General features: G+C 52.9%; 23 protein-coding genes and 1 pseudogene. All 24 read right to left on the bottom strand.

Going from position 1 to position 23299, the window contains the following annotated elements:
* Nucleotides 1-80: 80 nt before the first annotated feature.
* Nucleotides 81-1199 (bottom strand): tyrosine-type recombinase/integrase, encoded by a 1119-nt coding sequence (locus M3089_RS06560; RefSeq protein ID WP_249082653.1) that lies wholly within the window; start codon nucleotides 1197-1199, stop codon nucleotides 81-83.
* Between the two features lie 3 nt (nucleotides 1200-1202).
* A complete protein-coding gene (locus M3089_RS06565) occupies nucleotides 1203-2123 on the bottom strand; it encodes a hypothetical protein (RefSeq protein WP_249082656.1) in 921 nt (306 codons plus the stop codon).
* A gap of 127 nt (nucleotides 2124-2250) precedes the next feature.
* Entirely contained in the window at nucleotides 2251-2709 is a 459-nt protein-coding gene (locus M3089_RS06570) for a hypothetical protein (protein ID WP_249082658.1), read from the bottom strand.
* A 35-nt stretch (nucleotides 2710-2744) separates the two neighbouring features.
* Nucleotides 2745-3398 carry a hypothetical protein gene (locus tag M3089_RS06575; protein ID WP_249082661.1) on the bottom strand — a complete coding sequence of 218 codons (654 nt, stop codon included), beginning with the start codon at nucleotides 3396-3398 and terminating at the stop codon, nucleotides 2745-2747.
* A 13-nt stretch (nucleotides 3399-3411) separates the two neighbouring features.
* Complete coding sequence (locus M3089_RS06580) at nucleotides 3412-4461, bottom strand: DUF3137 domain-containing protein (protein ID WP_249082664.1); 1050 nt, start codon at nucleotides 4459-4461, stop codon at nucleotides 3412-3414.
* Between the two features lie 7 nt (nucleotides 4462-4468).
* Nucleotides 4469-5035: a LemA family protein gene (locus M3089_RS06585; protein ID WP_249082666.1), complete on the bottom strand. Its 567-nt coding sequence runs from the start codon at nucleotides 5033-5035 to the stop codon at nucleotides 4469-4471.
* A gap of 5 nt (nucleotides 5036-5040) precedes the next feature.
* Nucleotides 5041-6078, bottom strand: coding sequence for a DUF1266 domain-containing protein (locus M3089_RS06590; protein ID WP_249082669.1), 1038 nt, complete (start codon nucleotides 6076-6078; stop codon nucleotides 5041-5043).
* Between the two features lie 40 nt (nucleotides 6079-6118).
* On the bottom strand, nucleotides 6119-7093 hold the full coding sequence (locus M3089_RS06595; RefSeq protein ID WP_249082671.1) for an ankyrin repeat domain-containing protein: 975 nt from the start codon (nucleotides 7091-7093) through the stop codon (nucleotides 6119-6121).
* Between the two features lie 4 nt (nucleotides 7094-7097).
* Nucleotides 7098-8654: an ankyrin repeat domain-containing protein gene (locus M3089_RS06600; protein ID WP_249082674.1), complete on the bottom strand. Its 1557-nt coding sequence runs from the start codon at nucleotides 8652-8654 to the stop codon at nucleotides 7098-7100.
* Between the two features lie 13 nt (nucleotides 8655-8667).
* Entirely contained in the window at nucleotides 8668-9036 is a 369-nt protein-coding gene (locus tag M3089_RS06605) for a hypothetical protein (protein ID WP_249082676.1), read from the bottom strand.
* A gap of 744 nt (nucleotides 9037-9780) precedes the next feature.
* A complete protein-coding gene (locus M3089_RS06610; RefSeq protein WP_249082678.1) occupies nucleotides 9781-10569 on the bottom strand; it encodes a PRTRC system ThiF family protein in 789 nt (262 codons plus the stop codon).
* A complete protein-coding gene (locus M3089_RS06615; RefSeq protein ID WP_249082680.1) occupies nucleotides 10566-11267 on the bottom strand; it encodes a prokaryotic E2 ligase family D protein in 702 nt (233 codons plus the stop codon). Before M3089_RS06615 ends, M3089_RS06610 begins: the two co-directional genes overlap by 4 nt.
* Nucleotides 11254-12360: a hypothetical protein gene (locus M3089_RS06620; RefSeq protein ID WP_249082683.1), complete on the bottom strand. Its 1107-nt coding sequence runs from the start codon at nucleotides 12358-12360 to the stop codon at nucleotides 11254-11256. The genes M3089_RS06615 and M3089_RS06620 overlap by 14 nt, the downstream gene beginning before the upstream one ends.
* A 36-nt stretch (nucleotides 12361-12396) precedes the next feature.
* Nucleotides 12397-12618 carry a PRTRC system protein C gene (locus M3089_RS06625; protein ID WP_071149244.1) on the bottom strand — a complete coding sequence of 74 codons (222 nt, stop codon included), beginning with the start codon at nucleotides 12616-12618 and terminating at the stop codon, nucleotides 12397-12399.
* A gap of 4 nt (nucleotides 12619-12622) precedes the next feature.
* The gene (locus tag M3089_RS06630; RefSeq protein ID WP_249082685.1) at nucleotides 12623-13621 is read right to left on the bottom strand and encodes a PRTRC system protein E; all 999 of its coding nucleotides are present in this window, start codon (nucleotides 13619-13621) and stop codon (nucleotides 12623-12625) included.
* A gap of 31 nt (nucleotides 13622-13652) precedes the next feature.
* Nucleotides 13653-13868 (bottom strand): hypothetical protein, encoded by a 216-nt coding sequence (locus M3089_RS06635; protein WP_249082692.1) that lies wholly within the window; start codon nucleotides 13866-13868, stop codon nucleotides 13653-13655.
* Between the two features lie 49 nt (nucleotides 13869-13917).
* A complete protein-coding gene (locus M3089_RS06640) occupies nucleotides 13918-14094 on the bottom strand; it encodes a hypothetical protein (RefSeq protein ID WP_204969635.1) in 177 nt (58 codons plus the stop codon).
* A gap of 184 nt (nucleotides 14095-14278) precedes the next feature.
* Nucleotides 14279-15259 (bottom strand): hypothetical protein, encoded by a 981-nt coding sequence (locus M3089_RS06645; protein ID WP_249082694.1) that lies wholly within the window; start codon nucleotides 15257-15259, stop codon nucleotides 14279-14281.
* A gap of 86 nt (nucleotides 15260-15345) precedes the next feature.
* Nucleotides 15346-16315: pseudogene (locus M3089_RS06655) on the bottom strand (hypothetical protein).
* Nucleotides 16284-17891, bottom strand: a complete 1608-nt coding sequence (locus tag M3089_RS06660; protein WP_249082702.1) for a hypothetical protein — start codon at nucleotides 17889-17891, stop codon at nucleotides 16284-16286. The pseudogene M3089_RS06655 and the gene M3089_RS06660 overlap by 32 nt, the downstream one beginning before the upstream one ends.
* A 484-nt stretch (nucleotides 17892-18375) precedes the next feature.
* Complete coding sequence (locus M3089_RS06665; RefSeq protein ID WP_249082704.1) at nucleotides 18376-18612, bottom strand: hypothetical protein; 237 nt, start codon at nucleotides 18610-18612, stop codon at nucleotides 18376-18378.
* 192 nt (nucleotides 18613-18804) lie between these two features.
* Nucleotides 18805-20898, bottom strand: a complete 2094-nt coding sequence (locus M3089_RS06670; protein ID WP_249082707.1) for a type IA DNA topoisomerase — start codon at nucleotides 20896-20898, stop codon at nucleotides 18805-18807.
* Between the two features lie 91 nt (nucleotides 20899-20989).
* Nucleotides 20990-21250 carry a DUF4099 domain-containing protein gene (locus M3089_RS06675; protein WP_249082832.1) on the bottom strand — a complete coding sequence of 87 codons (261 nt, stop codon included), beginning with the start codon at nucleotides 21248-21250 and terminating at the stop codon, nucleotides 20990-20992.
* A gap of 51 nt (nucleotides 21251-21301) precedes the next feature.
* The gene (locus M3089_RS06680; RefSeq protein ID WP_249082710.1) at nucleotides 21302-23071 is read right to left on the bottom strand and encodes a DUF3945 domain-containing protein; all 1770 of its coding nucleotides are present in this window, start codon (nucleotides 23069-23071) and stop codon (nucleotides 21302-21304) included.
* Between the last annotated feature and the right edge of the window lie 228 nt (nucleotides 23072-23299).

Genomic DNA, 23299 nt, shown 5'->3' on the forward strand with positions numbered 1-23299 from the left:
ATCTAATCATTTGATTATTAGTTGTTTATTGTCTTGAATGTTATACTATCAGCGGAATCCGCTGTTATTTCCTTTAGGTATCAGACCTCGTTGTCCTCCATAAGCAGGTCGTCCAACGGGCTCTTGATATTGCTTTTATAGGTGTCGGCGATGTGGACATACCGCTCCGTTGTCTTGATGTTGTTATGTCCCATCAATTCCTTCACAATCTTGATGTCCGTCCCTTGCTCCAGCAGATGCGTGGCAAAGGAGTGGCGCAGCAGGTGCGGATAAATCCGTTTCGTGATGCCCGCCTCCTGTGCGGCGGCTTTCAGCCGTTTCGACACAATGCTTTCCGTAAAGGGTTCGCCCGGCCTGCGCTCGAAGAGCCACACTTGGGGCTTATACAGACGGTTGTATTCCGCCAGTTTCTTCATCAGCGGCCTCGACAGCAGCGTGTACCGGTCTTTCTTGCCCTTGCCCTGCCGCACCCGTATCAGGTTGCGGGACTCGTTGATGTCTCCCGGCTTCAGTTCCAGCAGTTCGCTGATGCGCAGGCCGGCGGAGTAGAGGATGGAGAAGATGCAGAAGAAGCGCAGGTCTTTTGCCGCCACGTCGAGTATCCGCTTGATTTCATCCTTGCCCAGCACGTCGGGCAGGGTCTTCTCGCGCTTGGCACGGTTCACCCTGTAGCACCGCCGTTCCTGCCCGAGCACTTTCTCGTAGTAGAACTTGATGGCGTTGATGCGCTGGTTCTGCTGGCACGAGGATATGTTCCGCTCGCGGATGAGATGCAGCAGGTAGCCGTTTATCTCGTCGGGCGTGACGGTCTTTACATCCCGCCCCTCGAAATACTGTTGGAAATCCCGGAAGTAAGCGGTATATACCCTCACCGTGTGGTCGCTGTAACGCACCTGCCGGAGTTTCTCCAGATAGCCTTCGGGAAGAGGCGGACGGCTGTCCTCCTTTTCTTTCCGGCCCGTGTATCCTTTTATGGCGGAATAGTCGATGAACGCCATCTTCACATAGCGGTCGAAGAACTCCGCAAGCACGAAGCTCTCTTCGGGCAGATAAGCCTTGCCGCCGACAAGCTGCGCGCCTTCCTCCTTCGACAAGGGCAGGCGCAGGCCGTCGTGGTCGAAGGCTACTTCGATGAACTTCCTGCCGTACCTGACGGTAGGCGAAAGCCTGATTCGGGGTTTTGCTCGGTATGTTTCCATGTCCTAATAAATTCGTATGTCATACACTTTGCCGTCAAGTAGGTCTACATGGCGGTCATCGGAAAAGCGCCATGTTTCCAGTGTCCTTCCTTCTATTTTCCTTTGCGATTTGTGGTATGGCTCGCCCCATGCGGTGATGACCATTTCTCCCGTCATGCCGGTATCGACCTTGCGGAAAGCGATTTGCTTCCCGTATTTCTTGCCGTAGCGTTCCGTCAGCAAGGCGATGCGGTCTGCACTCACGAATTCGTACACTTCATCACCCCCTATAGGGAATGCTTCCACACGAACACCGTCCGCACCCTCCATCAGCAGAAACGCCCCGTCACTATTCATCTTCAGGCCGATATCCACACAGCGATATTCCGCACCTTCGACAGGAGTGATAATCTGGCCGTCCTCGGTCTCAACGCGCTTGCCCAATGAGAAGAACACCTGCCCTATATAGCGTTTCAGCTTTTCGTAGTAACCTAAGCAGGTCATGCTTAGAGAATACTTGAAAGGGTTGTAATACATCTCGCTACCGCTCTCTTTCTCACGCAACAGCAGGCAACAGCCGTATGAGAAGTAATCCGTCTTCGTCCAGACTTTCAGTACATCATAGTACTTGCCTACGACTTCCTTGGCAGGGGTGACGCTGATGTTCACCGCCTTGTACACTGTACGTTCGTCGCTGGTGAGGAAGTTGGCAGTGAAGAAGGCATCCCAGTAGCCGTCCTGGTCGTTTCTTGCCCCATGCATGTACAAGGTCTGTCCCGGCAGGGAGGCGAAACTTCGCTTGTCCACGTTCGTCAGACTGTCGTAGGGCTGCGCATTCTGTACGGTGTATTCCTTCACTTCGTCGTTTTGGGGCACGATGTTGAGCTGGGCCTTTGCGTGAAGCCCGACGGTCAGGAGCAATATTATTATAGAAATCTTCTTCATATCGGATTGAATTTAATGTTATTAATAGTTATACCGGCTATTTCCTTGTAATGGAATACAAGTATGTCGTCAGTTCTACCACAAAATAGAATACCCGCCACAGCCATCCGGCTGTGGCGGGGACCGTTCATTTCTTCAATGACTCGACAAACTCTTTAAGCTGTGGTTGCCCGTCAAAAAAGTCCAAATCGAACTTGATTGAGGAACCGTTTGCCAACGATACGGTCAAAATACCCTTACCATAATTATAATCGATATTGGATATTTCGGACAGCAGAAAAGAGCGCATCTCAACCTTGCCTTTTGAGATTTCCGGATAAGAGACCTTATTTTCGTCAACTGTGATCACGCTGTTTTTTGCAGACAATTTACCGGCTTGTCGTATCTTTCGCCATGCCTTAAACATGATATATAGACCGACAAGGGCAAAGATGATTGCTGTCGGTAAAGGACTGAGTATGCGGGTCGCTCCGATTTTTATGCCGAAAGGAAAAACTATCGGAACTACTATCAATACCACTCCTGTGATGATTTCAGTCAGGTTGCCTTTGACTGATGCCTTGGATGAATAATTGAATGTTGTCATCTCACGAATAGTTTGTATCTTATTGAATCTGGCAATTACCTAAAGAAGAAATACCAAATAAGTACTCCGATAGTGATGATGATGGACAGTACTGTCATAGCAGACTTGTATTTCTCCACAGCCGGAGAGTCCTGTGGCGCTTCAAAATCCAATATGGTAGGTGCTTCTCCTATCACCTTGTTTGAAATAACCTCAATTTTGAATTGATTAGGTTGCTTTTCCAGCCCGACAAAAGCATGATGGCAGTCAAGTTGATATGCCTTTCTGGGCGACATGACCATTTTGGTAAACAGGATGATGCCGTCGAAGTGGTCGCTTATCTCCATCACGGCATCTTTGTCTTCCTCTTTTTTCACTATGTGCCGTCCGGTATCAGGATCGACAATGTAATAGTCATATCCGCAGGATTGTACTGAATCGTATCGGATATGACCGATTTCCAGCATATCGACTTCCTCCTTGATGCCCTGCAAGGTCGATTCGTCAATCTCTGTGCCTTTTAACGGACAGGCATACAGGCAATAGCGGTTGTCTTCATACATCACGGTTCGGATAGGATAAAGATTTACTACTTTACGACCTTCCAATTTAAGGTAGGTCTTTGACAGTTTGCCGATTGCTTTCTCGTCATATCCTGTAGGGATAGTTCCTCCTTCGAGGACGGCGGATAAATTTTTAAGTTCACTCATGTTACAGTTCTTTTTACTTGTTAATAATATTATTGTTGTTTATTTCACTTTCTATACGGAGACAGAAATTCACTTCCCGGTAAAGTTGCTCCAGCAGGTGTTCGTCATCCAGCGACTTCCGTCCGGGACGCAGAAACCCGTCCGGCGTTTCCGAGGCATAATAGAGCATGTTACCGTTGAAAGAGAGCATCAGGTCGCGGTCGAATGACTTCCGCAGTGCCGTCAGCCTCCTCATCATCGCCGGGGTGAGTATCATGCGGGCTTCCACCTCGTCATCCGCATAGACCACGAAGAGCTTTTCAAACTCCGGGTCTTCCAGATGCACGAACTTCGCACCGTATTTGTCCTTGAAACCCTGTACCATCTGCGCGAGATACCCGACTTTACCTTCCAGATGGTCGGGCAGCAACATCACATATCCTCGGAAGGTGCGATGGAGTGCACAGCATCCGAACATGCCCCGGAAACTGTGCATGGTGCTCTCAATTCGACTACCGAAGATGGGACGGATGAAATACTGGTACGGCACCTCAAGGAAGTTAAAGAAGGAGAAGTCCTTTCTATTGGAGGACGTGACACCCACATCGGCCACGGTAATACAATGGTCGCCGGATGGGATCTCCACATAGCCGTAACAGGTCGAGCTGATTGGAATATCTGACCCTGGAGTGGCGAACAGCCGACTGTTTTCCAATGCTTTCTGGTTCATCCTCGCGGTCGGCGCATATCGGGCCGAGGGGAACAAAGTGGCAAGGATGCCGGCCATCAGTTCGTTTTCCTGGCGGTTCAAGGCGTTAAAGCTTTTCATGAAGGCGTAATGGAAGATGCAGAACGCAATGAAGCCGGCCATGATATACTTCCAGTTGTTCATCGAGGTTTCGTAGTCTATCGTCTCGTAGTTGACCAGCAAACTCCCGAAAAGGCAGAAAGCAAACCAGCACAGGGTGGCGGTATAGACAATGGCTGTCAGACACCGCACCACCTGCCGTAACCGGCGGACACGGGACAACCCTTTCCGCAGATGCCGCGACAGGGGCTTGAAATCTATGGGGTTCTGTTCCATACTTTCGCTATTTGAACATTTCCTTTACATTCACTGCCGCCATCTCGGTTTCAGGAAACTCGACCAGTTCCTGCTGCTCATGCTTGTTCCACGAGGCAATGATGGACGAGGGGAACATCTCAATGGCGTTGTTGTAGTCGGTCACGGCCGCATTGTAGGTGCGCCGGATGGCCTGAATCTCGTTTTCCATTTCCGCAATCTGGTACTGGAGGTGGTGGAACTGTTCGTTGGCTTTCAGTTCCGGGTAGTCCTCCACCGCCACGTTCAGCTTTCCCAGCAGGGATGAAATCTCCGTTCCTCCCTTGATCTGTTCCGATTCGGACGCGTTGGAAACCTTGGAACGCAATTCGGCAATGCGGGTAAGTATCTCGTTCTCATGCCCCATATATGCCTTGACGGAGGCGACAAGATTGGGTATCAAGTCGTTCCTTTGCTTCAAAGCCACGCAGATGCCGCTCTTGCATTGCTTGACACGGTTCTTCTTCGCGATAAGGCTGTTCGAGGTCACAATCCCCCATATCACCACGAGCAGGACGACAAATCCGAAAACAGATGCTATGATAATGGCTGTCATGACATTTATCCGTTAGAGGGGTTAAACTCAAATTGCATCCACGGGGATTCTGCCTTTTCCAGCAGGGTGGACACGATCTCATAAGCTCCTTCGCACTGGTCGGTGTCTCCCTGCCATGCGCCACGGCCAAGCACGAAACTCAGTCCATATGCGTTCCACGACGCGAAATGCTCCTCGGCCGACTCCGCAACCGCCTGCATGGTCTGCCACATCTCCTGTTCATTGATATATCCACATAGGTAAGTCCATCGGGCAATGTTTGCCGCGCGGACAAGGTCCCATGCCAGTGCTGTGACGGGCAGGTCTTCGGCGGAACAATAGTCCTCGTCAAGCATTTTCCAGACAGTGGTGCAGACTTCGCCCGTTTTCGTTTCTTCGTCCTGCAATTCTTCTTCGGATATATTCTCCATGCCTTTAGCGGCAATTTCGGCCAGAACTTTGTCCACCTCCGCATGATGACCTTCATTTAACAACCAGTCGATGGTTTCCAATGCGGATGCCCTGTCCGAGACATCCCACGAGTCTTCAAGCATCTCCTTCAACGTGGACATCTCATGCGAGGTCTCTATGGAATCCACATAGTCACTGCTGAGCACGAGCAACGGAGCACCGAAAGCCAGCAGCCGTTGCTGCGGGATTGTCAGCTTCCCGTCATTCTTGTTCTCTATTTCCCACTCGAAATCGAACATCTCGTCCAAGTTGCCGAACATGTTCTTCACATCGTCGCTTATCATATCCGGGTCGCATTGCGCCATCGCGTGGCCGATAAAATCCAGTTGCTGCGAATACATATTCCTTGCTTCTTCCGGACTCATTGCGGAGGTGTCCTCTATTTCCGGTTGTTGTACTTTCCCTTCCATACCGGGAATGTTGGCTACTGCGTCAGCCATCAGTTTTTCCTGCATCTTGGCAAGGTCAAAAGCCTGAAATCCGGGAATGTTGCCATACAGTGCCTGAGCCTGTTCCATCGCAGCCTTGATAGCGTCCTGACTGGCTTTTGCCATTTCTTCAGGACTCATCGGGTTGTTTGCTTCTTTTGCCATAATATTTCTTTCGTATCAAATGGTTAATATATTATCATCATTATCCTTCCGCTCCATTTTCAAGGAGCATTTCTACTATCTCATTATAACCTCGTTCACCGGCGTAATACAAGGCCGTGTGTTGGAGGTTGTCCGCGATATTGACATCGGCATGATGTTCCGTTAGCAGGGCGACAAACTCGTTGTGCCCCTGTCTTGACGCAACAATCAGCGGCGTCTCGCCATTACTGTTCCGCACGTCCGGGCTGGCTTTCGCTTTCAGTAACGCTTCTCCGAGATACCTATTTCCCGATAAGGCGGCATAATGCAATGGGGCATTCCCGTTCAGCAAAGCCTTGCCCGGGTCGGCTCCGGCGTTGAGCAACAGGGTAGCGACCATGAGGTTTCCGTTTATGCACGCCATGATCAGAGGTGTTTCCCCGTTATCGTTAGTGACATCCAGCATTGCTTTTGATGAAGCCAGCAAGGTACGCACAATTTCGCTTTGGCCGTTATATACAGCCTGATGGAGCGGGGTATTGCCGGAAACGTCACTGGTGTTCTCCGCTGAAAGGCGGGACACCACCTCCCGCAATCCGTTTGCGGTGGCATAGTCTATGGCCTTATGTCCATCGCTGTCGGCAATCTCCGTGTCGGCTCCCCGGCCAATAAGGAAGAGGGCGGCGTCCGTGCGTCTGTTGTCCAGCAGGCAGAGCAGCGGTGTCCTGCCGTCTGCGTCCGTAGTGTTCAGGTCTGCACCCTTCGCGACAAGTTTTTCAATGATTTCCTTGTTGCCGCTTCTTGCCGCCGCATGAAGCGGCGTTTCCGAGCGGTTGTTCGTCACCGACACGTCGGCCCCGCTGTCCAGCAAGAGGAGCACCAGATCCCGGTAGCCCTTCAGACAGGCGTAGTACAGCGGCGTGTTGCCTTCCGCATCCCGCTTGTTTACGTCTATGCCTCCCTTTTTCAGGAATATCTGGGCGATGTTTTTTTGCCCGTTACGGCAGGCATTGAGAAATGTCAGGTTGTTGTCCATATCGTTAAGCGTATTTTATCAGGAACTTCACCATCGTCTCATTGCCTTTTTCGGTGGCAATGTCCAATGCAGTAAGCCCCTCGTTGTTCACTATAGTCACATCCGGCACGCCGAAATCGGCCAGCAGGTCCGCTGCTTTCTTGGCACCAGACTCTCCGCTGCCCCCGGCAAGGTAGTGCAGCAGCGTGTTGCCCCAGATGTCTTTCCTGCCGGTGTCCGCTCCTGCTTCCAAAATCATTTCGAGGAACTCCGCCTCTTCATCGCCGCAGACACGCCCCTCGTAGGGCTTGTAGTGGCTCTTACCGTCCCAAAAACGACCGCCATACAACAGCATCAGCGGGGTCTGTCCACAGCGGTTAGCCGCATTCACGTCGGCTTTATTTTTCAGCAGGAGGGGGATGGCTGCATTCCCGAAATTGCCGGTTGAATGGCGACAGGCGACGGCCAAAGCCGTGTTCCCTTCTTTGTCTGCCGGCATTTCAATATTCCATCCGTGGCGGAGCATCTTTTCCAACAGCAAAATATGGCGTTCCGTCTTCGAGGAACGGAGATTTATTCGGACACCGATTTCAAAAGCTGTGCTTTCCTCCCCAAAGCGGTAGTTGGGATCGGCGCCTGCGTCCAGCAGCATGTCCGCCATTTCCGGGTATTCCCTAAAACGGATTAGGGCACATGCCAACGGAGATTTGTCGTAAAAGTCGTACATTTCCTTGTGCTCGCAGACCGTCTGTAACTCCACACCGGAACGCAACAAAGCATCCAACGCTTTCAGGTTATTGTGCCACATAGCCTGAAAGATGTCCATGTTGCCATGCAGGGCGGCAAGCTCGTCATGGTCGGGGTCGCTGCCGGAGAGCAATGCGGCTGCCTTCATGGACTTGCTGTTGACGGCGCAATCCCATGGGGTGCTCCCTGAATCTGATTTCCCGTCCGGGTCTATCTGGCCATTGGCTAACAGCAGGCGGATAAAATCCAGAGATTCCTTCTCTTTGCTCTCATAATACGCCACCTTTTCCTCGTACTCGGCCAGTTTCTGTTTCCGTACTTCTTCGCTTACGGTGGCGAGCGAACGAATTTCCTGCAGGTTCTGCAAGGCACGCCGCAAGTCCGTTTCCACGTTGGCCGCTTCACAAGCAGTATGCAACGCATTTTCGCCGCTGCTGTTTGTCTGGTCTATCCGGCAGCCGTATCGGACGATGGCCGAAGCCATTCGGAAATGCCTGCGCCGGACGGCTTCTATCAGGGCGGTCGTGTTGGGGGCGGAACGTGATACCCTCGCCCCATACTCAAGCAGCAGGTTTGCTATAGAGGCTCTACGGTCTTCTTCGGTCAGGCTTTCACACAGGACATTGGCCAACGTGAACAGGGGCGTATGCCCTTTGTCATCTTTCGCGTTCACATCAGCTCCGCGTGAAACGCAGATGCGGGCGGCTTCCTCATCGGCAAAGTGACAGGCGATGTGAAGCGGCGTATAGTTGTCGTACAGGTCGCCCCGATCGTCCATCGGAACTTCCCTGAAAGCCTGGAGTATTTCTTCCTCGGGCTTCCTCGTCTGGTACATTGAATAAATATCGTTACATGTTGCCATGGTGTGTTTCTTTTATGAGCTCGTTGATATGTTTATATTTTCCGCCCAGCCGGGAGGCTGCATCCCTCATTTCGCCGTACAGGTGCAGCTTGTACGAGTTGTACACTTTTAGCTTCAGTATCTGGATGGCGGCTATAGATAGCGGTGTACCATACGGCATCGGGCACAGGTCGGGACTGCTCTCATGCTCCCATTGGGAGAATGCCTCCGGTAAATCGTCCATACGGATGTCTGTCAGGGACGGAAGCTGTCTTTCCGCTTCCATGAGCAAGTTCCGGCATCCGCTGAACCACGACACCTGGTAGCAGCACAAAGCCTTGTTGTACGATGTATGCAAATCGGATTTGTTTGTCATGCCAAGACAGCGGTAGGCAAAAGCGTATTCCCCGCTTTGCATATACCGGATGGCAGCATTAAAAAGCTGTTCAAGGTTTGGCGGAGGTATCTCCGGCCTATTTACGGGCATAGTTTTCATGGCACGATTTCATTTTAGGTTTAAACAATATGGTGGCCTTTTTATATAGCCTGTATATAAGAATCTGGCGACATTCAGGCACGGAAAACCCGTTGGATGAATATCGCCAGACAAAACTTCCATTCCGCTTCGTTCCTGAAAACACGGAGGAATACTGTATTTTTGATGAATGATTATCGAAGGTCGGGGATAACCGGACGGAATTGTCCTCCGTAATCCTTTGATAATTAAATATTTTGTAATATCTTGACGCGCGAGCCCTTGTGTGTGTGTGTGTGTGTGTGTGTGTGTGTGTGTGTGTGTTTATACGGATTTTCCGGTTTTCCAAACATTTATTTAGAAATATGGCCGTATCCCTGTTTATTTTAATACTTACTTGCGCATTGATAGACAATAAATTATGACTCATAAAAAAGACCCTGCCACTCCGTTCCGGAATGGCAGCACAGGCTATACTCTCTGTTAGAAATAGTTGCCTGTCTTTCTGTTTTGTGCCGTCATAATCCATTATGATATACTTATCCAAATACAAAGGTATAGAAAATTTTCGGCTTGCAGCGGCAATTATGGATAAAAATCGTCGCATATATGCTTTGGAACATAAATTTAGCTTTCATTCCGACTTTATACAGGTATCGGATTGACTTTCATCGTTTCCAGATTGAGGTACAGTCCGTGATGCTCAATCAACCCGTGGCGGAACATCCTCCACAGGATGTTGCAGCCCAACTGCGCCAATGTGGAATTGATGAACAGGTCCTGCTTTTCCAGGGCCTCCGCCAGCGAGCAGCTCGGACCGGAATCTTTCTCCTTCACGCTCGCGTATTTCACCAGCCGGGTGATGACTTTCAGCGAGCTTACAGTTTCGTAGAGCCGGGAAACCGGTTGCTTGATTTTCTTCGGTACCGTTCCCAGCACGACCTGACCGGATGTCTGCGTGTTTCCGAAGTCCATCCAATAGAGGGGCGTCTCGTAATTTCTGTATTCCGAAACCGGCACGGCTTTCAGCGTGTTCCACAGGTCGATCCGTGACTTGATGTTGTCCGTGCAGGTGATAGTGATATTGGCCAGGTTGTCCCGCCTGGCATCCTTCAGGATGGCCGGATAAATGTCCGGCACCGCCTTCCAGCCGTTCCCGAAGAAGTTGTTCATGCGCGTGACGAGGCACTGCGCCTTGTTCAGGCCTATGTCCGAAGGGCTGAAGAGCTGGCGTCCGATGTTGGCTTCCGTCACGGTGTCCGGATCATACAGGGTCACAAACAGCCCGGGATGCCCGAACCCCCTGAGCGCCGTGTCGAGCCGTGCCAGACAGGTCAGCACCTGCGAACCTGTCCCGCCCGCACCGATGACATTCACCGTCACCGGATGCTGTGGGTTTATCAGGTAATTGTCGATATAGTGTACTCTTTTCATTCCAGTATGTCTTTAAGTTTCAGATTCTTCAACGGCTTTAATTCTTTCAGGTCGAAAGGCTTGTCCCTTGCCGCCTTTGTCACCAGCACGAGGTTTGACTTCGTCGGATTTCCGTGTCCTCCCAGATGGGAAAACTCCGTCAGCCAGAATTTCCTCTCCCAGTATTCGAGCAGGTTCGCATAGGTCAGTTCCCTTGGCTTTTCTATCCTTGCCGAGCCGAGACAGACGCTTGACCCTGTCACGTTGAAAAGCGGCGCCGCATAGAGCGCAGTTTCCATGCCGGGCCGGTCTTCCTTGCAGGCGTAAACGTCCAGCCGTGTGCCACGGGCTTCATAGATGATTCCCGGCAGGTGGTATTCCGCGTTCTCTATCCCGAGGCCGCCGACAAAGTACATCATCCGTTTTCCGGGAGGATTGTACCAGACATATCTCTCGCTTCCCTTGCGGGTATCCGCATACAGCAGATTGGACGGCAGCCTGCCGTGGGGCGTACCGCTGTGCGCCTCCGAATAGTTCCGCACCAGTTCGTTCATGAATTCCACCGTTACGGGATGTCCTTCACCCATCCTTCCCCTCGCGTCAATGCTCCGCCGCTCCAGGAAATACTTATTATTATTCCCCTCATAGGTATAGGCTATCAGCACTGCCCTGGGGCAAAGCGTGGCATGTATCGTGTTCGTAAGCTCATTCTTCTCCATCTTCCTTGTTTTTTGATATATGGTTTATAAATCTGTCCGCCCACCTGAAAAAACGTTCCGGATAATCATCGTCCATTTTGAACAGGCTGTCCGTTTCCGGAGATATTTCCATCGTGGTGACGGGAATCAGGTCATATGTTTCCTGCCTGTCGGAGTTGTACTGATCTTCAAGGCTCTCCGTCACGATGTCATGGATATCATAAGTAATCCGTATCTGCCTGTCAAGTCCCATCGGCCGGTAATCCGGCTCTTCCTCGAAATACGGGTCATAGCAGTAGTGCATGATCGGCTTTTCCGGGTGGAGGAACTGCAGCCCCTCCGACATCAGTTCCAGCAGAGCCGCTTCCCATTTGTCCCGTGGAGAATATTTCCGCATGGCGGCGGGCAGGTCCTTGTAATAGGAGGTCTTCTCCACCTGTCTCAGCAGTCTACTGATTTTCCCGCTCCGGTATGAGCGGACGAGGGCATTCCTGCGCCGCACATCGTCTTCCGGTTCATTCCGGTCCTCCGTTTCAATCCAGTCAAGTACCGTTTCCGTCTCGTCACCGTCCAGTACCGTGGCTATCCCGTTGGCTTTCGCCATACCGCTGATGAACGATATGGCGATGCGCCTTAGTGCCGGATTCAGCTCTTCCACGAATTTTACGGGGAAATAATACAGCGTATATTCTCCCCACTGGTGGTATTTCCACAGGTTGAAATACAGGCGCTGCCCGTTCTGCTCTATATTGACGCCCACATTGTCCTTGAGCAGGGTTTCCATGTCATATACCAGCTGGTTGATGCTTTCCCCGATACTCCTTCCCGGAACATGCTGGGCTTTTGCTCCCATTAGTTCCGCATACTTCCGGTAGGAGCCGAGCAGGAACCTGTAGTTTTCATCCGTCAGTATGTTGAACGGTTCCCCGGCATGGTCCTTTATGAGGAATCCGGGCACGATGCCGGAGAAAACCGTGCTTAAAAAACGATTACGGCACCGCTGGGCGCCGCAATCCTTCTTTCCTTTTCCGTTCCGTAACGGTAGGCTTGCCCGGTTTCTTGTATGATGTACCTTGCAAGTTGTTCCATCTGGGATTCGCTCAAGAGTCTGCATGATTCCTTCTTTTTTCTGTTGTCCTTTGCCATATCTTTACCCTTTTGTCCCGATGGTGGTCTTGAACTCGTATTCCGCCATGTCTTCCCTGATGACCGGCCCGTGGACGGTTGCCGTCGTCAGTTCCGGATACATGTTCGAATAATAACTCATGACCATGTCCGGCGTGAAATCCGTACCCGGATCAGCCAGGGTCACATACTCCGTTCCTTTCTTGAACTTGAATGAACGTGTCATTCCTTTTACTTCGAGTGGCATAATCTTACATTTGTTGGTTAGTTGTCTGGTATCTGTTTCCGCCTTTCAGCATTTCCATCGGAAAATCCGGGTAGTTCGCATACTCTTCCGGGTTGTAGTCCGGTTCGTCCTGCCCGTAGGAGGATGTTCCGCCTTCCATCATCGAATACCCGTCATACTGCGGCATGTCCCCGTCAAAGCCTGCTGCCGGCTGTAGCGGCTGTGGGGCCGGCTGCTGTCCGTATGCGTTCGGCTGCGGGTATTGTCCTCCCTGACCGGGATACGGCTGCGCATGGTATGGCTGTTGTCCTCCGGGATAAGGAGCCGGTTGCTGCACAGGCTGTCGTGGCGGTATCGGCTGTCTGGCAGGCTGCTGCCCCCAGCTTGCCGGATGCGGCTGCGGCGGAATGTTCCCCGGAGCCTGTCCTTGTAGCGGACGGGGGTGTGGCGCAGGTTGCGGCTGTGGCTGCGGTGCGGGTTGTGGAGCCGGCTGTTGGTCAAAGGCTTCCATGCCGAACAGGCTGCCCTTGTCGAGTTCGGCGGTCTGTGCCTTGATTTTTTCCTCGATTTCCTTCGTCTGCTGGGGGTTGGCATACGCCTTGGCCTGTCCGAGCACGGTCACGGCCTCCTTGTGGTTTTTCGCCGTTGCCAGCTCGTCCGCCTTCTTCATCAGTTTCTCATACTTCTCCCGCTTTTCCTTTTCCTCCTTGGTTTCTTTCGCCTTCGCTTCTTTTGCCGCCTTGCTGTCTTTCGCGGTCTTGTCCGCCTGTTTCTCGAACTCCGCCATGTTGGTCAGCAGCCCCGATACCTTCTGTACGGGTCTTGCGATAATCTGGAAGAAACCGCCGTCAAGCTCTTCCGGTGTCCCGGACAGGGTCAGCGGCACGATGTGGTTCTGGGCCTCGTCCTTGAGCCCGTTTGACTTGGGCAGTACGGATACCGTCATGCCCGTGGCTGATTTGTGGATGACCAGCGTGATGTCCACGCTTCCGGCCATCAGTTGATTGAACTGTGTAAAAAACATAACTTCAGTATTAAATGGTTTGACAATGTTTTCAATCTTCCTTGAAGAACTCCGCCAGCAGCCTGTCCCTGTCGGGATGGCTGCATATTTCCAGTATCGGGTTCAGCAGTCTGGAGATATGTACCGGACCGCTTCCTCTTGGCGGCAGCTTGATTGCCGGCTGCGGGATGTGCACTTTCGGTCTTCTTGCCACGGGCATCCCTATCGGGGCCGGTGACGGTTGTCTTGTGATGATTGCTTGTCGCATAATTCTTTATTGTTTAATGTGAATACTCGGGCTTTGGCAGCCCGTTGAACTACGGGGGCCGGGCGGCGAATGCTTCCGGAAAGGCAAGGTTTTCGGGAAAAATACCGGAGCCTCCGGCGAGGATGATTTTTTCCGAAACCGCAAGGCCAGACCTTGCCGTCCGACAAGAAGCATTTGCCAACTTTGCCCTGTAGTTCATCGGGTCGCCAATGTCTGTGTCTTCCATTCCTGTCTTTCCACTTTTCCCATGCAATGTATGTGGAAACCAAGGGCACATGGGGACAATGGATGCAGGGGAATCCGGGCATAACGGGTATGAAAAGAGCCCCATATTGCATGAGGCTCATGGAAAAAGAAAAAACTGATTTCATAAAAATCCAGGTATGTATGCTGCAATTCCGCCTGTTTGCTCAGTCAATCCAGAAAGTTCCGCAATGGGGACACCTGCATCCGGCAGGATACCCGTTGGAATAACGCACGTCACGGTGGCGTTTGTAGTTCATGTCACCGAAGGTGCATTTCCCGCTTCGGAATGCCTTCTCGTAAGCGGCCTCCTGTTCCTGGTGTTCAGCCATCCGGCTTTTACGGACTGAACCGGTAAGAGGCGCCATGCCTGTTTCCCATTTTGTGGAGTCGCACCAGCCATTGGCCATGCCGCAGACTTCATCCGCATAGGAATAGTGTACCTGCGAATCGACAAACAGGTTGTCCCTCCGGAAAGGCAGCGTGAGGTCCAATGGAAGCCGCACATGGTATCCGGAACCGTTCAGGCTGTCGGCAATGGCCACCACTACGTTCCCATAAAAACGGATGCTCCTGAAATCGTTTTCCGCGTCTTCACTGACAAGTCTGTCAAACATGGCATTGAAATAGACGCGCAGTTCCCCGCCGTATGCGGCATTCTCCACCAGTTCTTCAATTTTCTCGTCAAACTGTCCTTTCTTCAGATGGAGTGCCCGGCGCACCTTGTAGCAGGCCATGGCGGTCGATTCTCCCCGCTGTGGGATGCCGGCTTGGTATCCGCAGATTTCCACTCCGAGCGAATAAAAGAAATTCGTGACGGAAGAGTTGCGTATCAGGTCCTTGGCCGGGTCGGAATCGTTCCGGTCATAGATGAGGTCCCTGATTTCGTCCTCATGTTCTTCGAACTGTCCCGCAAGGCTGTCCGCTTCCATGCTCTTCCTTGTTTCCTCCAGGTAGCCTTGCATGTTTAAGCTTTCCTGCTCCTCATACCACTCGTATGTCTTTTCATACAGCTTTTCCAGGCTGTTGGAGCGGATGCATTCTTCCTGGATGTCCTCATGTTCGTCAAGGTCATCGCGGTAGTCCACATGGTAAAGGTTTACGTACTGTGGCACATAATCTGTAAGTTGTCTGGCTTTTCTATTCATGGCTCTTCCATTTTATTATGATGTATTTTGATGTCAAATAACTTTGGGCTGATGTCATGCACCTGCCTGTCCCGTATCCGCGCGGCTTACGCATCCTCTTCATTGCCCGCCGTGTCCATGTCCTCCGTGTCGGTTTCCATCATCCAGTATTCCTCGCATATCCTGTTATAATCGTCCAAAGTCAGATGCGTGAAATGTGTGCAGAATATGTCGTGGAGCTCTTCCGGAGTAAGCATGGGATCCCGGTCCAGCGTCCTATGGATGATGTCTTCGCATTGCAGCAAGGAAAAAGTTCGGTAAATCTGCCGGCCGGTGCGGATAGACGGAGGTACAGTCTTCGATGATATGCCCGACAAACCGCAGGCATTTCCGGAGGTCTTTCTTTACCGTTAACTCTTCGTCCGTGTGCGCATTGTAGTATCCGCAGCTGACATTGGCACAACAGACATCCAGCCCGTTCTCTTTCAGCACAAGGACATCCGTCACCAGCCCTTCCGTTTCACGGTACCCCCATTTTCCCGGCTCCACGGCTTCAATGAACGGTTCGGAACACAACCCGGTGAAACTGATGGCTGTAATCAGGTCGGAGTCGCCTTTCCGGTCCGGCTGGATGACAAAGCGGACATTGTCGAAGAAGGGCATGTATGCGGCTCCGCTTCCCCTGCATCCGGTTTCTTCCTCCCTGAAGAACACGACCTTGAGGGTGTCGAACTTTTTCAGGCATTCCAGGCATACGAATATCCCGTTCTTGTCATCCGCCCCCAGGTTTTCAAACCGTTTCATCGACGGTGAATAGCCGAATATGATGTCTTCGGTCTCAACGGCCTTGAAATCTCCGGAATGATGGCAGCAGGATACCTGGTCGATATGGCTTACCAGGCACGGAAAGGTATCGCTTTCCCCCTTTGTCACATATAGGTTCCCGTAATTGTCCTGTGCCAGGCTGATGTTTCCGGGAAGGCGGCTGATGTAGGAACAGAGGAATCCGACCATGCGCTGCTCGTTCCCGCTCGGGCTGTATATGCTATACAGCTTCTTCAAAAGTGTCGTATTCATAGCTCACTTCGCTTAGGAATGAATCAAGATAAGAATTGTAATGCCTTTCATCAGGATTTTCGATCGGTTGCCCGTTGAGATAACCGCGTCTGAGTTCCATTATCAGCTTGTCAAGGACGGCGGTACGGATGGAGAACTTCCTGTAAGCTCCAGCCTGCTCGTTCCAGATTACGATTTCAGCGGTGCCGTCGGGCTTGGCGCATAATTCATAGTCGGTATGACCCATGAATTCTTTCCTGTATTGGTTTTCCGCCTCCCACTTGCACAGTTCACAGCAGCAATATTCTCTGGTGAGTTCCGAATATAGTCCGTCCTCCTTCAGTATATGCTCTCCGCAACATCCGCAGCAGGCGGTATCGTCCCTATGGTAGTATTCATTTCTTGATTCGATGTAATCGAAATCGTCAAGGCAATCGACATCCACGCTGATTTCCAGTCCGCTCCTGTAGCAGGTTCTCGTTTCCTCGCAATAATACTGGTGGTATTCGTCCCATTCTTCCGATTCTTCCCCATTGTCATCTTCATCCCCGCACAGGTTACGGTCGGTGGTGTCCAGTTCGTAATAATCCTCGCCGTATGGGTAGTTGTAGGCTTTCCTCGCCATGATGTCGTACCATTTGAAGGAATCCTGGTAGGAAAGGACATCATCCATGCCCAGGTTGCAGCCAATCTCGAATTTCATGTCGGAAAGGGACTGTCCGTCAACGCTCACGAATGCGTTCGCCTCGTTGCAGGAGGCTCCCACGATTTTGTACCCGTCTATTTGTTTTTCCTGTATGAGTTTGTTGATAAGGATGTATTTCAGCATGTCATCCCTGCCTGTGGCGTATTGCCGTTCCAAAAGGCGCCATTTCCTGCCGTCCTGGTCCGTCACGTCGGTGAAAAGGACCGCCCTTGCCACGATGCGGCCGTCTTCATCCGTGAGGTATGCCGCCTTTGCCCTTACCGCATACATATAGAATGGATGCCTGTCCCTGTCCGTCATGCAGGAATCAAAATCCCCCCGGCATTCTCCGCTGTCGTATATTTTTCTGAAATCGCCGTCCACATGGAGCTTCATGCCGCAGGTGCAGCCATAGGTGAAGGTATGCCATTCTTTGGCGAACACGTCGCCGCATATCCAGTTTACGACACTCGGGGAAAGGGCTTTCCCAGCCTGCGTCTCAAGCATTACGGCCCTCATGAATTTAGATGACTTCATCTTGAATGCCTTTCCCTGCTCCGTGTTGACGTAGCGGATGGAGCATTTGTCGCCGTCCTCGCATATTCCCTGCATTTCATCGGTTTTGTAGCGGGCGCTCCAGTATTCCTTGCCCATCAGTTCAATCTTGTTGGGAAGAGACTCGTCTTCCTTTCCTGATTCGCACACGGCCTTGAAGACCATATTCCGCAGGCCTGCCATGTCTTTTACCCTCAGCAGGCTGTAATCGCCGGTTTCCTGACAATACCTGAACAGTTCCGGATTCTTCAGGTGGGCAAGCAGGATCTTGTTCTTTCTGACGGTAATGCCGTCCCTCTTTTCAATCCTGAAAATGCTTTTGAACTCGTCGAAGTTCTTGAAACTGTAATATAACATACGCTATCGGATTGATGGGTTAGACAATGCGGAAGCCTCTCTTTTGGGATTGCTCTCCTTGTTCCCGGCAGGATGGCCACAAGCGGTTCCGGTCCTGTTTTCCCGGCGGATTTTCTGTTTCTCTGTTCTGTCCATGACTTTTAGAATTAGATGTTTTACATGCCCGGCTCCGAGGAGCCGGTATTCCGGTTTCTTACTTGCCACGGTCTGGCTTTTGCCCTGTCAACGGCAAGGCTTGGCGGGAAAAAATACCGGAGCGCCGCGAGGATGATTTTTTCCCGGCCAACCAGCCCGTAAGGGCCGCCTTGCACATGACAGGGCAAAAGGCTATTTTTGCAAGGAAGAAGCTGGAATATCCCTTTGCGGGAATGGGTGTCGGAAGAAAATTGCCGCCGGAAATAAAAAAACGGGGCAACCGCAGGCGGTCACTCCCGTTGTCATGCAGGTCTGTATCTGTTGGCCGGTGCCGTCCCAAGGTCAGATTTCAGAAGACCAAAAAACTCAGGATGCACAGGATGATGGCGAACGCCACGAGAATACAGGCTATCCGGTAGAGGAACCTGAACAGTCCCCTGAAACACACGATGGCCACGGCTGTCCATACGGGGGATATGCCGTGCGAATAAAGCCAGCTGAACGCGATGGCGGCTGTGAGGGCCAATGCTGCCGTCCTTGCCCACCTGTTGCCGGCTATTTTCCTGATTTTTTCTTTCGCTTTCATAATCTTCATGTTTTATGGGAATGCCATTCCCGGTTTCGGGGGCTGTCGTGCAGGCCGCCTCCACAGGCAAGGTTTTCCGGGGAAAATACCGGAGCACCGGCGAGGATGATTTTTCCCGGAAACCGTAAGGCCCGACCTTGCCGGTGGAACCGGGCGGGCTGCGACCTTTGCCCGCGAACTGGAATGGCGCCGTCATTTCCTTTTCCTGCCTTTCCCGTCTTTCGGGAACGAGAGGACCAGGTTGAACCCCGCGTCAAAGGCTACCGCCGCATCGAAAGCAACCCCTTTCTTTCCCTTGAACCCCTTGATGAGACGGGTAGTGCCGGAGGAGAAAAGCTGCTCCAGGTGCTGGTCCGTCAGTTCCTTGTTCAGGAACTTGCGGAACACGAGCAGGCCGCAACCCTCATTGTCGCATTTGGCCGTCCTGCCCTTGAGGATGACATGGCCGGTCTTGCATTTGGGGCAGGTGAACGTGCGGACGGGCGCTGCCGGCAGGGAGAGTCTCAGGATCTCCCCGGTGGCCTTGCGGGTATAGTCCCTGATGGACGCCATGAACGCATCCGGGTCGAGCGTGTGCCGCTCTATCTGCGACAGGGCGTTCTCCCAGCTTCCGGTCAGGGAGACATCCGCCACCAGCATGTCCTTCACCGCCCCGTAGAGGAGAAGTCCCTTTCCCGTAGGCACGAGGCTTTTCCCGTTCCGTTCGACATAATCCCTCTTGAACAAAGTGGTGATGATGGCGGCTCTTGTAGCCGGCGTGCCTATTCCAATATCTTTGACGGCCTCACGCGCCTCTCCGTCGGCGATGTCCTTTCCGCATGTCTCCATTGCCGCCAGCAGCGTGGCTTCGGTGTAGAGCGGTTTGGGCACGGTCTTTTTCTGCACAAGCCCGTGGCCCGATACCGGAATCCGGTCCCCTTCGGAGAAAACGGCATGACCGTCGTTCAGCCCGTCCTCTTCCTTGTCCTCCTTCCTGCCGAAGACCCCGCGCCAGCCTGGACTGGTGACGGCGGAACTCTTCGAGCGGAAAACCGTCTCCCCGATACGGCACTCCATCAGCAGCGCCTCCTTTTTGCAGCAGGGCGAGAACGCTTCCAGCATCCGTCCGGCAATCAGGGCATAGACGGCGGACTCTGCTTCGGAAAGCCCTTCGGGGGCGATGCCGGTCGTAATCAGGGCGTGGTGGTCGGTCACTTCCGTGTCATCCACGCTGCGGGTGTTCAAGGCGGAGAGGTCGAGCGTCTTCCCGTATTCCCGGAATTCCGGCATGGCGGAAATCTTTTCCAGCAGTTCCGGAACATGCGCCATGACATCCTGCGGGATGTGGCGGCTTCCCGTCCTCGGGTAGGAAATGAGCTTCTTTTCATAGAGCGTCTGGGCGATGTCCAGCGTCTTGGCCGCCGGCAGGTCGAGATGCACGTTGCAGTCCTTCTGGAGCGCCGTCAGGTCGTAGAGCAGCGGCGGTTGCTGCTGGACTTCCCTGCGTTCCGCTTTGGTGATTTCCGCCACGGAACCGGACGGGATGGCCCTGTATGCGGCTTCTGCCTCCGCCTTGTCGCCGAAGTTCCCGACACGGAAAAAACGGCGGTACGATTCCTTGCCGTCCAGCGTGATGTGGAGCTGCCAGTAAGGGGCGGACACGAATTCCCTGTTCTCCTTGAACCGGGCGCATATCATGGCCAGCGTCGGGGTCTGCACCCGCCCGATGGAGCTGTTCGGGGTGCCGGAGGCTATGGCCAGGGCACGGCTGGCGTTCATGCCCACCAGCCAGTCCGCCTTGGCGCGGCTGTCGGCGGCGGCATACAGGCTGTCATACGCCGAACCGTCCTTCAGTTCCTCCAGCCCTTTCCGTATGGCCTCGTCGGTGAGCGAGGAGATCCACAGCCGTCTGAACGGTTTCGTACAGCCCAGGTAGTCGTATATCCAGCGGAATATCAGCTCGCCCTCGCGTCCGGCATCGGTGGCCACGATGATGCTGCCGCACCGGTTGAACACGCTTTCTATGATTCTCAACTGTTTCGAGGCGGCAAGGTCGGGCACCATGCCCCTGTCCGTGCGTACCTGGCGGGATACCAGGCGGAACGGTTCCGGCAGCATCGGCAGGTCCTCCGCCGCCGTTTTCGTGTAACCGTATGCGTCCGGCAGGGCCAGCGACACGAGGTGTCCCAATGCCCATGTGACCATGTACCCGCCTCCGGCACAGTAGCCGTCATTTTTACTGTCTGCCCCGACCACACGGGCTATGTCCATGCCTACGCTCGGCTTTTCTGCGATGATTGCTATCATGTTGTTCGATAAAATTTAAGCCGTTTCCCGTTTTCCATGCGGAAGACAGGAAACGGCGGTTTGACATTCTTTATTCGATATTACTGTCCGGTTATCTGCCCAATGGGGTGACACCCTGGATTTCAAGAAGTGGCGCTTCGCCCTTGCGTACCAGCTGGAGCGTGGCATCCATCACCACGTCCACGCCGAGGAGCACGAGGCTCAGCGGTATCACGCCGGTCTTATCCCCCCTGAGGAGGGTGTCCAGTTCCCCGGCCATTTCCAGTTCGTCCTTCAGGATGCCGATGGCGGCCAGCTCGTTCCAGTCCACATCCTCCGCCTTGAAAGGCGCATTGTTGTTTTCCTTGTTCATCTTCTTGTTCATTTTGAGTTAAAACTTCTTTTTCCTTTTCACGGATACATGTCAGGAAGCGCTGATTCCCTTGGACTTGCGGCTGCCCTTTTCCTGTCCCTGCTTCTGGGCCGCCGCCACCACGTTGCGCTGCGAGGCGTTCTGCTTGTGGTCCGGGTTCTCGTTGTAGAAGTCCAGGCGGCCCTGGTTGAAGTTCGCCTTGACATACTGCGAGATGGTCTTTCCGTCGTAGCCCTTGATGCCCTCGACCAGCACCGCCTTGCCGTCCTGGAGGTCGGCGCGTTGCTTCCGGGTCAGTTCCACGTTCCATACCTTGTCGGGTATCTTGAACTCTACCTGTTGGTCGAAGCCGTCCGGCGTGCGGGAGTAGCTCAGCCGCCCCGTCTCCAGGTCCGCCTTGATGAACGAGGAGAATTCCTCGCCCTTGCGGTTCACCATGTCGTTGAGGAAAATCGGCCTCCCCGCCAGAAGCTCCTTCTTTTCTTCCGGCGTGATTCTCACCCCGTTGATTTCGTCCGGGATGTAAATCTCACGGGCGCCTTCCGGGGAATCCGGGTTGTAGCGGGTATAGGCGGGCTTTCCGGTCGCCTCGTCCAGCTTCACGAAGGAGGAGAAGATTTCGCCGTCCTTGCGCTTCATCCCCTCCACGAAGATGGCCTTGCCCGCGTTCAGGTCCTCGATCTGCTTCTGTGTCAGTTCCACGCCTCCCAGCGACTGCCGGTTGAAGAGCTTGTCGTTCTCGAAGATGTACTCGATGCCCCTGCGCTCGGCGTTGACCTGTATGAAGGCGTTGAACTCGTTGCCGGATTTGGCTGTCATGCCCTCGATATAGACTTTCTTGCCTTCCCGCAGGTCGTTCTTTTCCTGCTCGGTCAGTTCCACCCCCTTTATCTCGTTCGGGATGAACACGTTGTCCACTTTGGTGGCCACCACCTCATTGGTAAGCCTGTCTATGCTGATGAAGGACGGGATATACTCCCCGTTACGTCCTTTCAGTTCCACGACACGCCCCATGTTGCCCGTCTCCAGCAGGTTGCGCTTGTCCTCGTCGGAGAAGATGTGCCCGAAATACGGGCGGTCGAGGTCGGGCTTCTGGCGGATTCCGTGGATGCCCAGCACGATTTCCCCGTTTCTTGACTGCTGGAAGGACAGGCGGGCGTCGGTACGCAGCGCGGCTGAGCCGAAGTTCATGGTGATGGGCACGACCTGGTTGGTCTTGTAGCCCCTGAGCATCTGGTCAAGCAGCCCGCGCTCCTGGAGGTACTCGCGGGACAGTCCGAAGTTCTTCAGCTGCTCCCAGTTGATCATGGACTCGTTGTAACGGTACGGGTTCTGCTGCTGGCCTCCTTCTGCGGCGACCTGCGGCTGGTTTTCTTCTTTTTTTGCCATTTCTTCTTGATTTTGTGGGTTGATACTTTGGTTTTCCTTGTTCCGTGGGACAATCTCATACTTTTTCAGAAATTCCTCCACGGCCTCTGTCTTTTTTCCGTTTGCCATATCTTCTATGGCCTGCTGCACTTCCGGAGAGTCCAGACTGCCTTCCCTGACGGAGAGGATGCCGAAACGGGTCGGGTCCTTGAACTGGCTCCAGAAATTTTTGATGAAGTTCTCGAAGATGTCCGCATAGCGGTCAATCTTCAGAAAGGAGTTGCGGTGCCGCTTGTCGGCGTCCACCGTCTTGAACTTGCCGTCCTGCCCGATTTCAGACACCGCCTTCAGGAGCAGCTCCATCTTGTCGAGGATGAAGACGATGTCGCTCATCTGGGCGTTCTCGGCGACCGTCGGTTTCGGGGGTTCTTCCCTTGCGTTTTTCTTTGCCATAACTGAAAGTTTTTTAGCGTTAATACTGATGTTGTCGGTGCAAATATATAGGATTGATTTTGATAAATAATTGATTTATAATGCGTTAGGAGACACATTACACCGTATGTCATCCTATTTCACCGCAGGCTCGGGTACGGAAAGGGAGAAATCGTGGTAACACGAGGGGAAACAGCCCCGCAGCGGAGGGTGCGGCAGGGAAAGGGACGGCACGGGAACAAAACCGGG

Source organism: Marseilla massiliensis (genome assembly GCF_023336985.1).
Classification (GTDB): Bacteria; Bacteroidota; Bacteroidia; order Bacteroidales; family Bacteroidaceae; genus Prevotella; species Prevotella intestinigallinarum.

Coding starts and splice junctions, on each gene's coding strand:
- M3089_RS06560 (WP_249082653.1), bottom strand. CDS start 1,199: ATGGAAACATACCGAGCAAAACCCCGAATCAGGCTTTCGCCTACCGTC.
- M3089_RS06565 (WP_249082656.1), bottom strand. CDS start 2,123: ATGAAGAAGATTTCTATAATAATATTGCTCCTGACCGTCGGGCTTCAC.
- M3089_RS06570 (WP_249082658.1), bottom strand. CDS start 2,709: ATGACAACATTCAATTATTCATCCAAGGCATCAGTCAAAGGCAACCTG.
- M3089_RS06575 (WP_249082661.1), bottom strand. CDS start 3,398: ATGAGTGAACTTAAAAATTTATCCGCCGTCCTCGAAGGAGGAACTATC.
- M3089_RS06580 (WP_249082664.1), bottom strand. CDS start 4,461: ATGGAACAGAACCCCATAGATTTCAAGCCCCTGTCGCGGCATCTGCGG.
- M3089_RS06585 (WP_249082666.1), bottom strand. CDS start 5,035: ATGACAGCCATTATCATAGCATCTGTTTTCGGATTTGTCGTCCTGCTC.
- M3089_RS06590 (WP_249082669.1), bottom strand. CDS start 6,078: ATGGCAAAAGAAGCAAACAACCCGATGAGTCCTGAAGAAATGGCAAAA.
- M3089_RS06595 (WP_249082671.1), bottom strand. CDS start 7,093: ATGGACAACAACCTGACATTTCTCAATGCCTGCCGTAACGGGCAAAAA.
- M3089_RS06600 (WP_249082674.1), bottom strand. CDS start 8,654: ATGTACCAGACGAGGAAGCCCGAGGAAGAAATACTCCAGGCTTTCAGG.
- M3089_RS06605 (WP_249082676.1), bottom strand. CDS start 9,036: ATGACAAACAAATCCGATTTGCATACATCGTACAACAAGGCTTTGTGC.
- M3089_RS06610 (WP_249082678.1), bottom strand. CDS start 10,569: ATGAAAAGAGTACACTATATCGACAATTACCTGATAAACCCACAGCAT.
- M3089_RS06615 (WP_249082680.1), bottom strand. CDS start 11,267: ATGGAGAAGAATGAGCTTACGAACACGATACATGCCACGCTTTGCCCC.
- M3089_RS06620 (WP_249082683.1), bottom strand. CDS start 12,360: ATGCAGACTCTTGAGCGAATCCCAGATGGAACAACTTGCAAGGTACAT.
- M3089_RS06625 (WP_071149244.1), bottom strand. CDS start 12,618: ATGCCACTCGAAGTAAAAGGAATGACACGTTCATTCAAGTTCAAGAAA.
- M3089_RS06630 (WP_249082685.1), bottom strand. CDS start 13,621: ATGTTTTTTACACAGTTCAATCAACTGATGGCCGGAAGCGTGGACATC.
- M3089_RS06635 (WP_249082692.1), bottom strand. CDS start 13,868: ATGCGACAAGCAATCATCACAAGACAACCGTCACCGGCCCCGATAGGG.
- M3089_RS06640 (WP_204969635.1), bottom strand. CDS start 14,094: ATGGAAGACACAGACATTGGCGACCCGATGAACTACAGGGCAAAGTTG.
- M3089_RS06645 (WP_249082694.1), bottom strand. CDS start 15,259: ATGAATAGAAAAGCCAGACAACTTACAGATTATGTGCCACAGTACGTA.
- M3089_RS06660 (WP_249082702.1), bottom strand. CDS start 17,891: ATGTTATATTACAGTTTCAAGAACTTCGACGAGTTCAAAAGCATTTTC.
- M3089_RS06665 (WP_249082704.1), bottom strand. CDS start 18,612: ATGAAAGCGAAAGAAAAAATCAGGAAAATAGCCGGCAACAGGTGGGCA.
- M3089_RS06670 (WP_249082707.1), bottom strand. CDS start 20,898: ATGATAGCAATCATCGCAGAAAAGCCGAGCGTAGGCATGGACATAGCC.
- M3089_RS06675 (WP_249082832.1), bottom strand. CDS start 21,250: ATGAACAAGGAAAACAACAATGCGCCTTTCAAGGCGGAGGATGTGGAC.
- M3089_RS06680 (WP_249082710.1), bottom strand. CDS start 23,071: ATGGCAAAGAAAAACGCAAGGGAAGAACCCCCGAAACCGACGGTCGCC.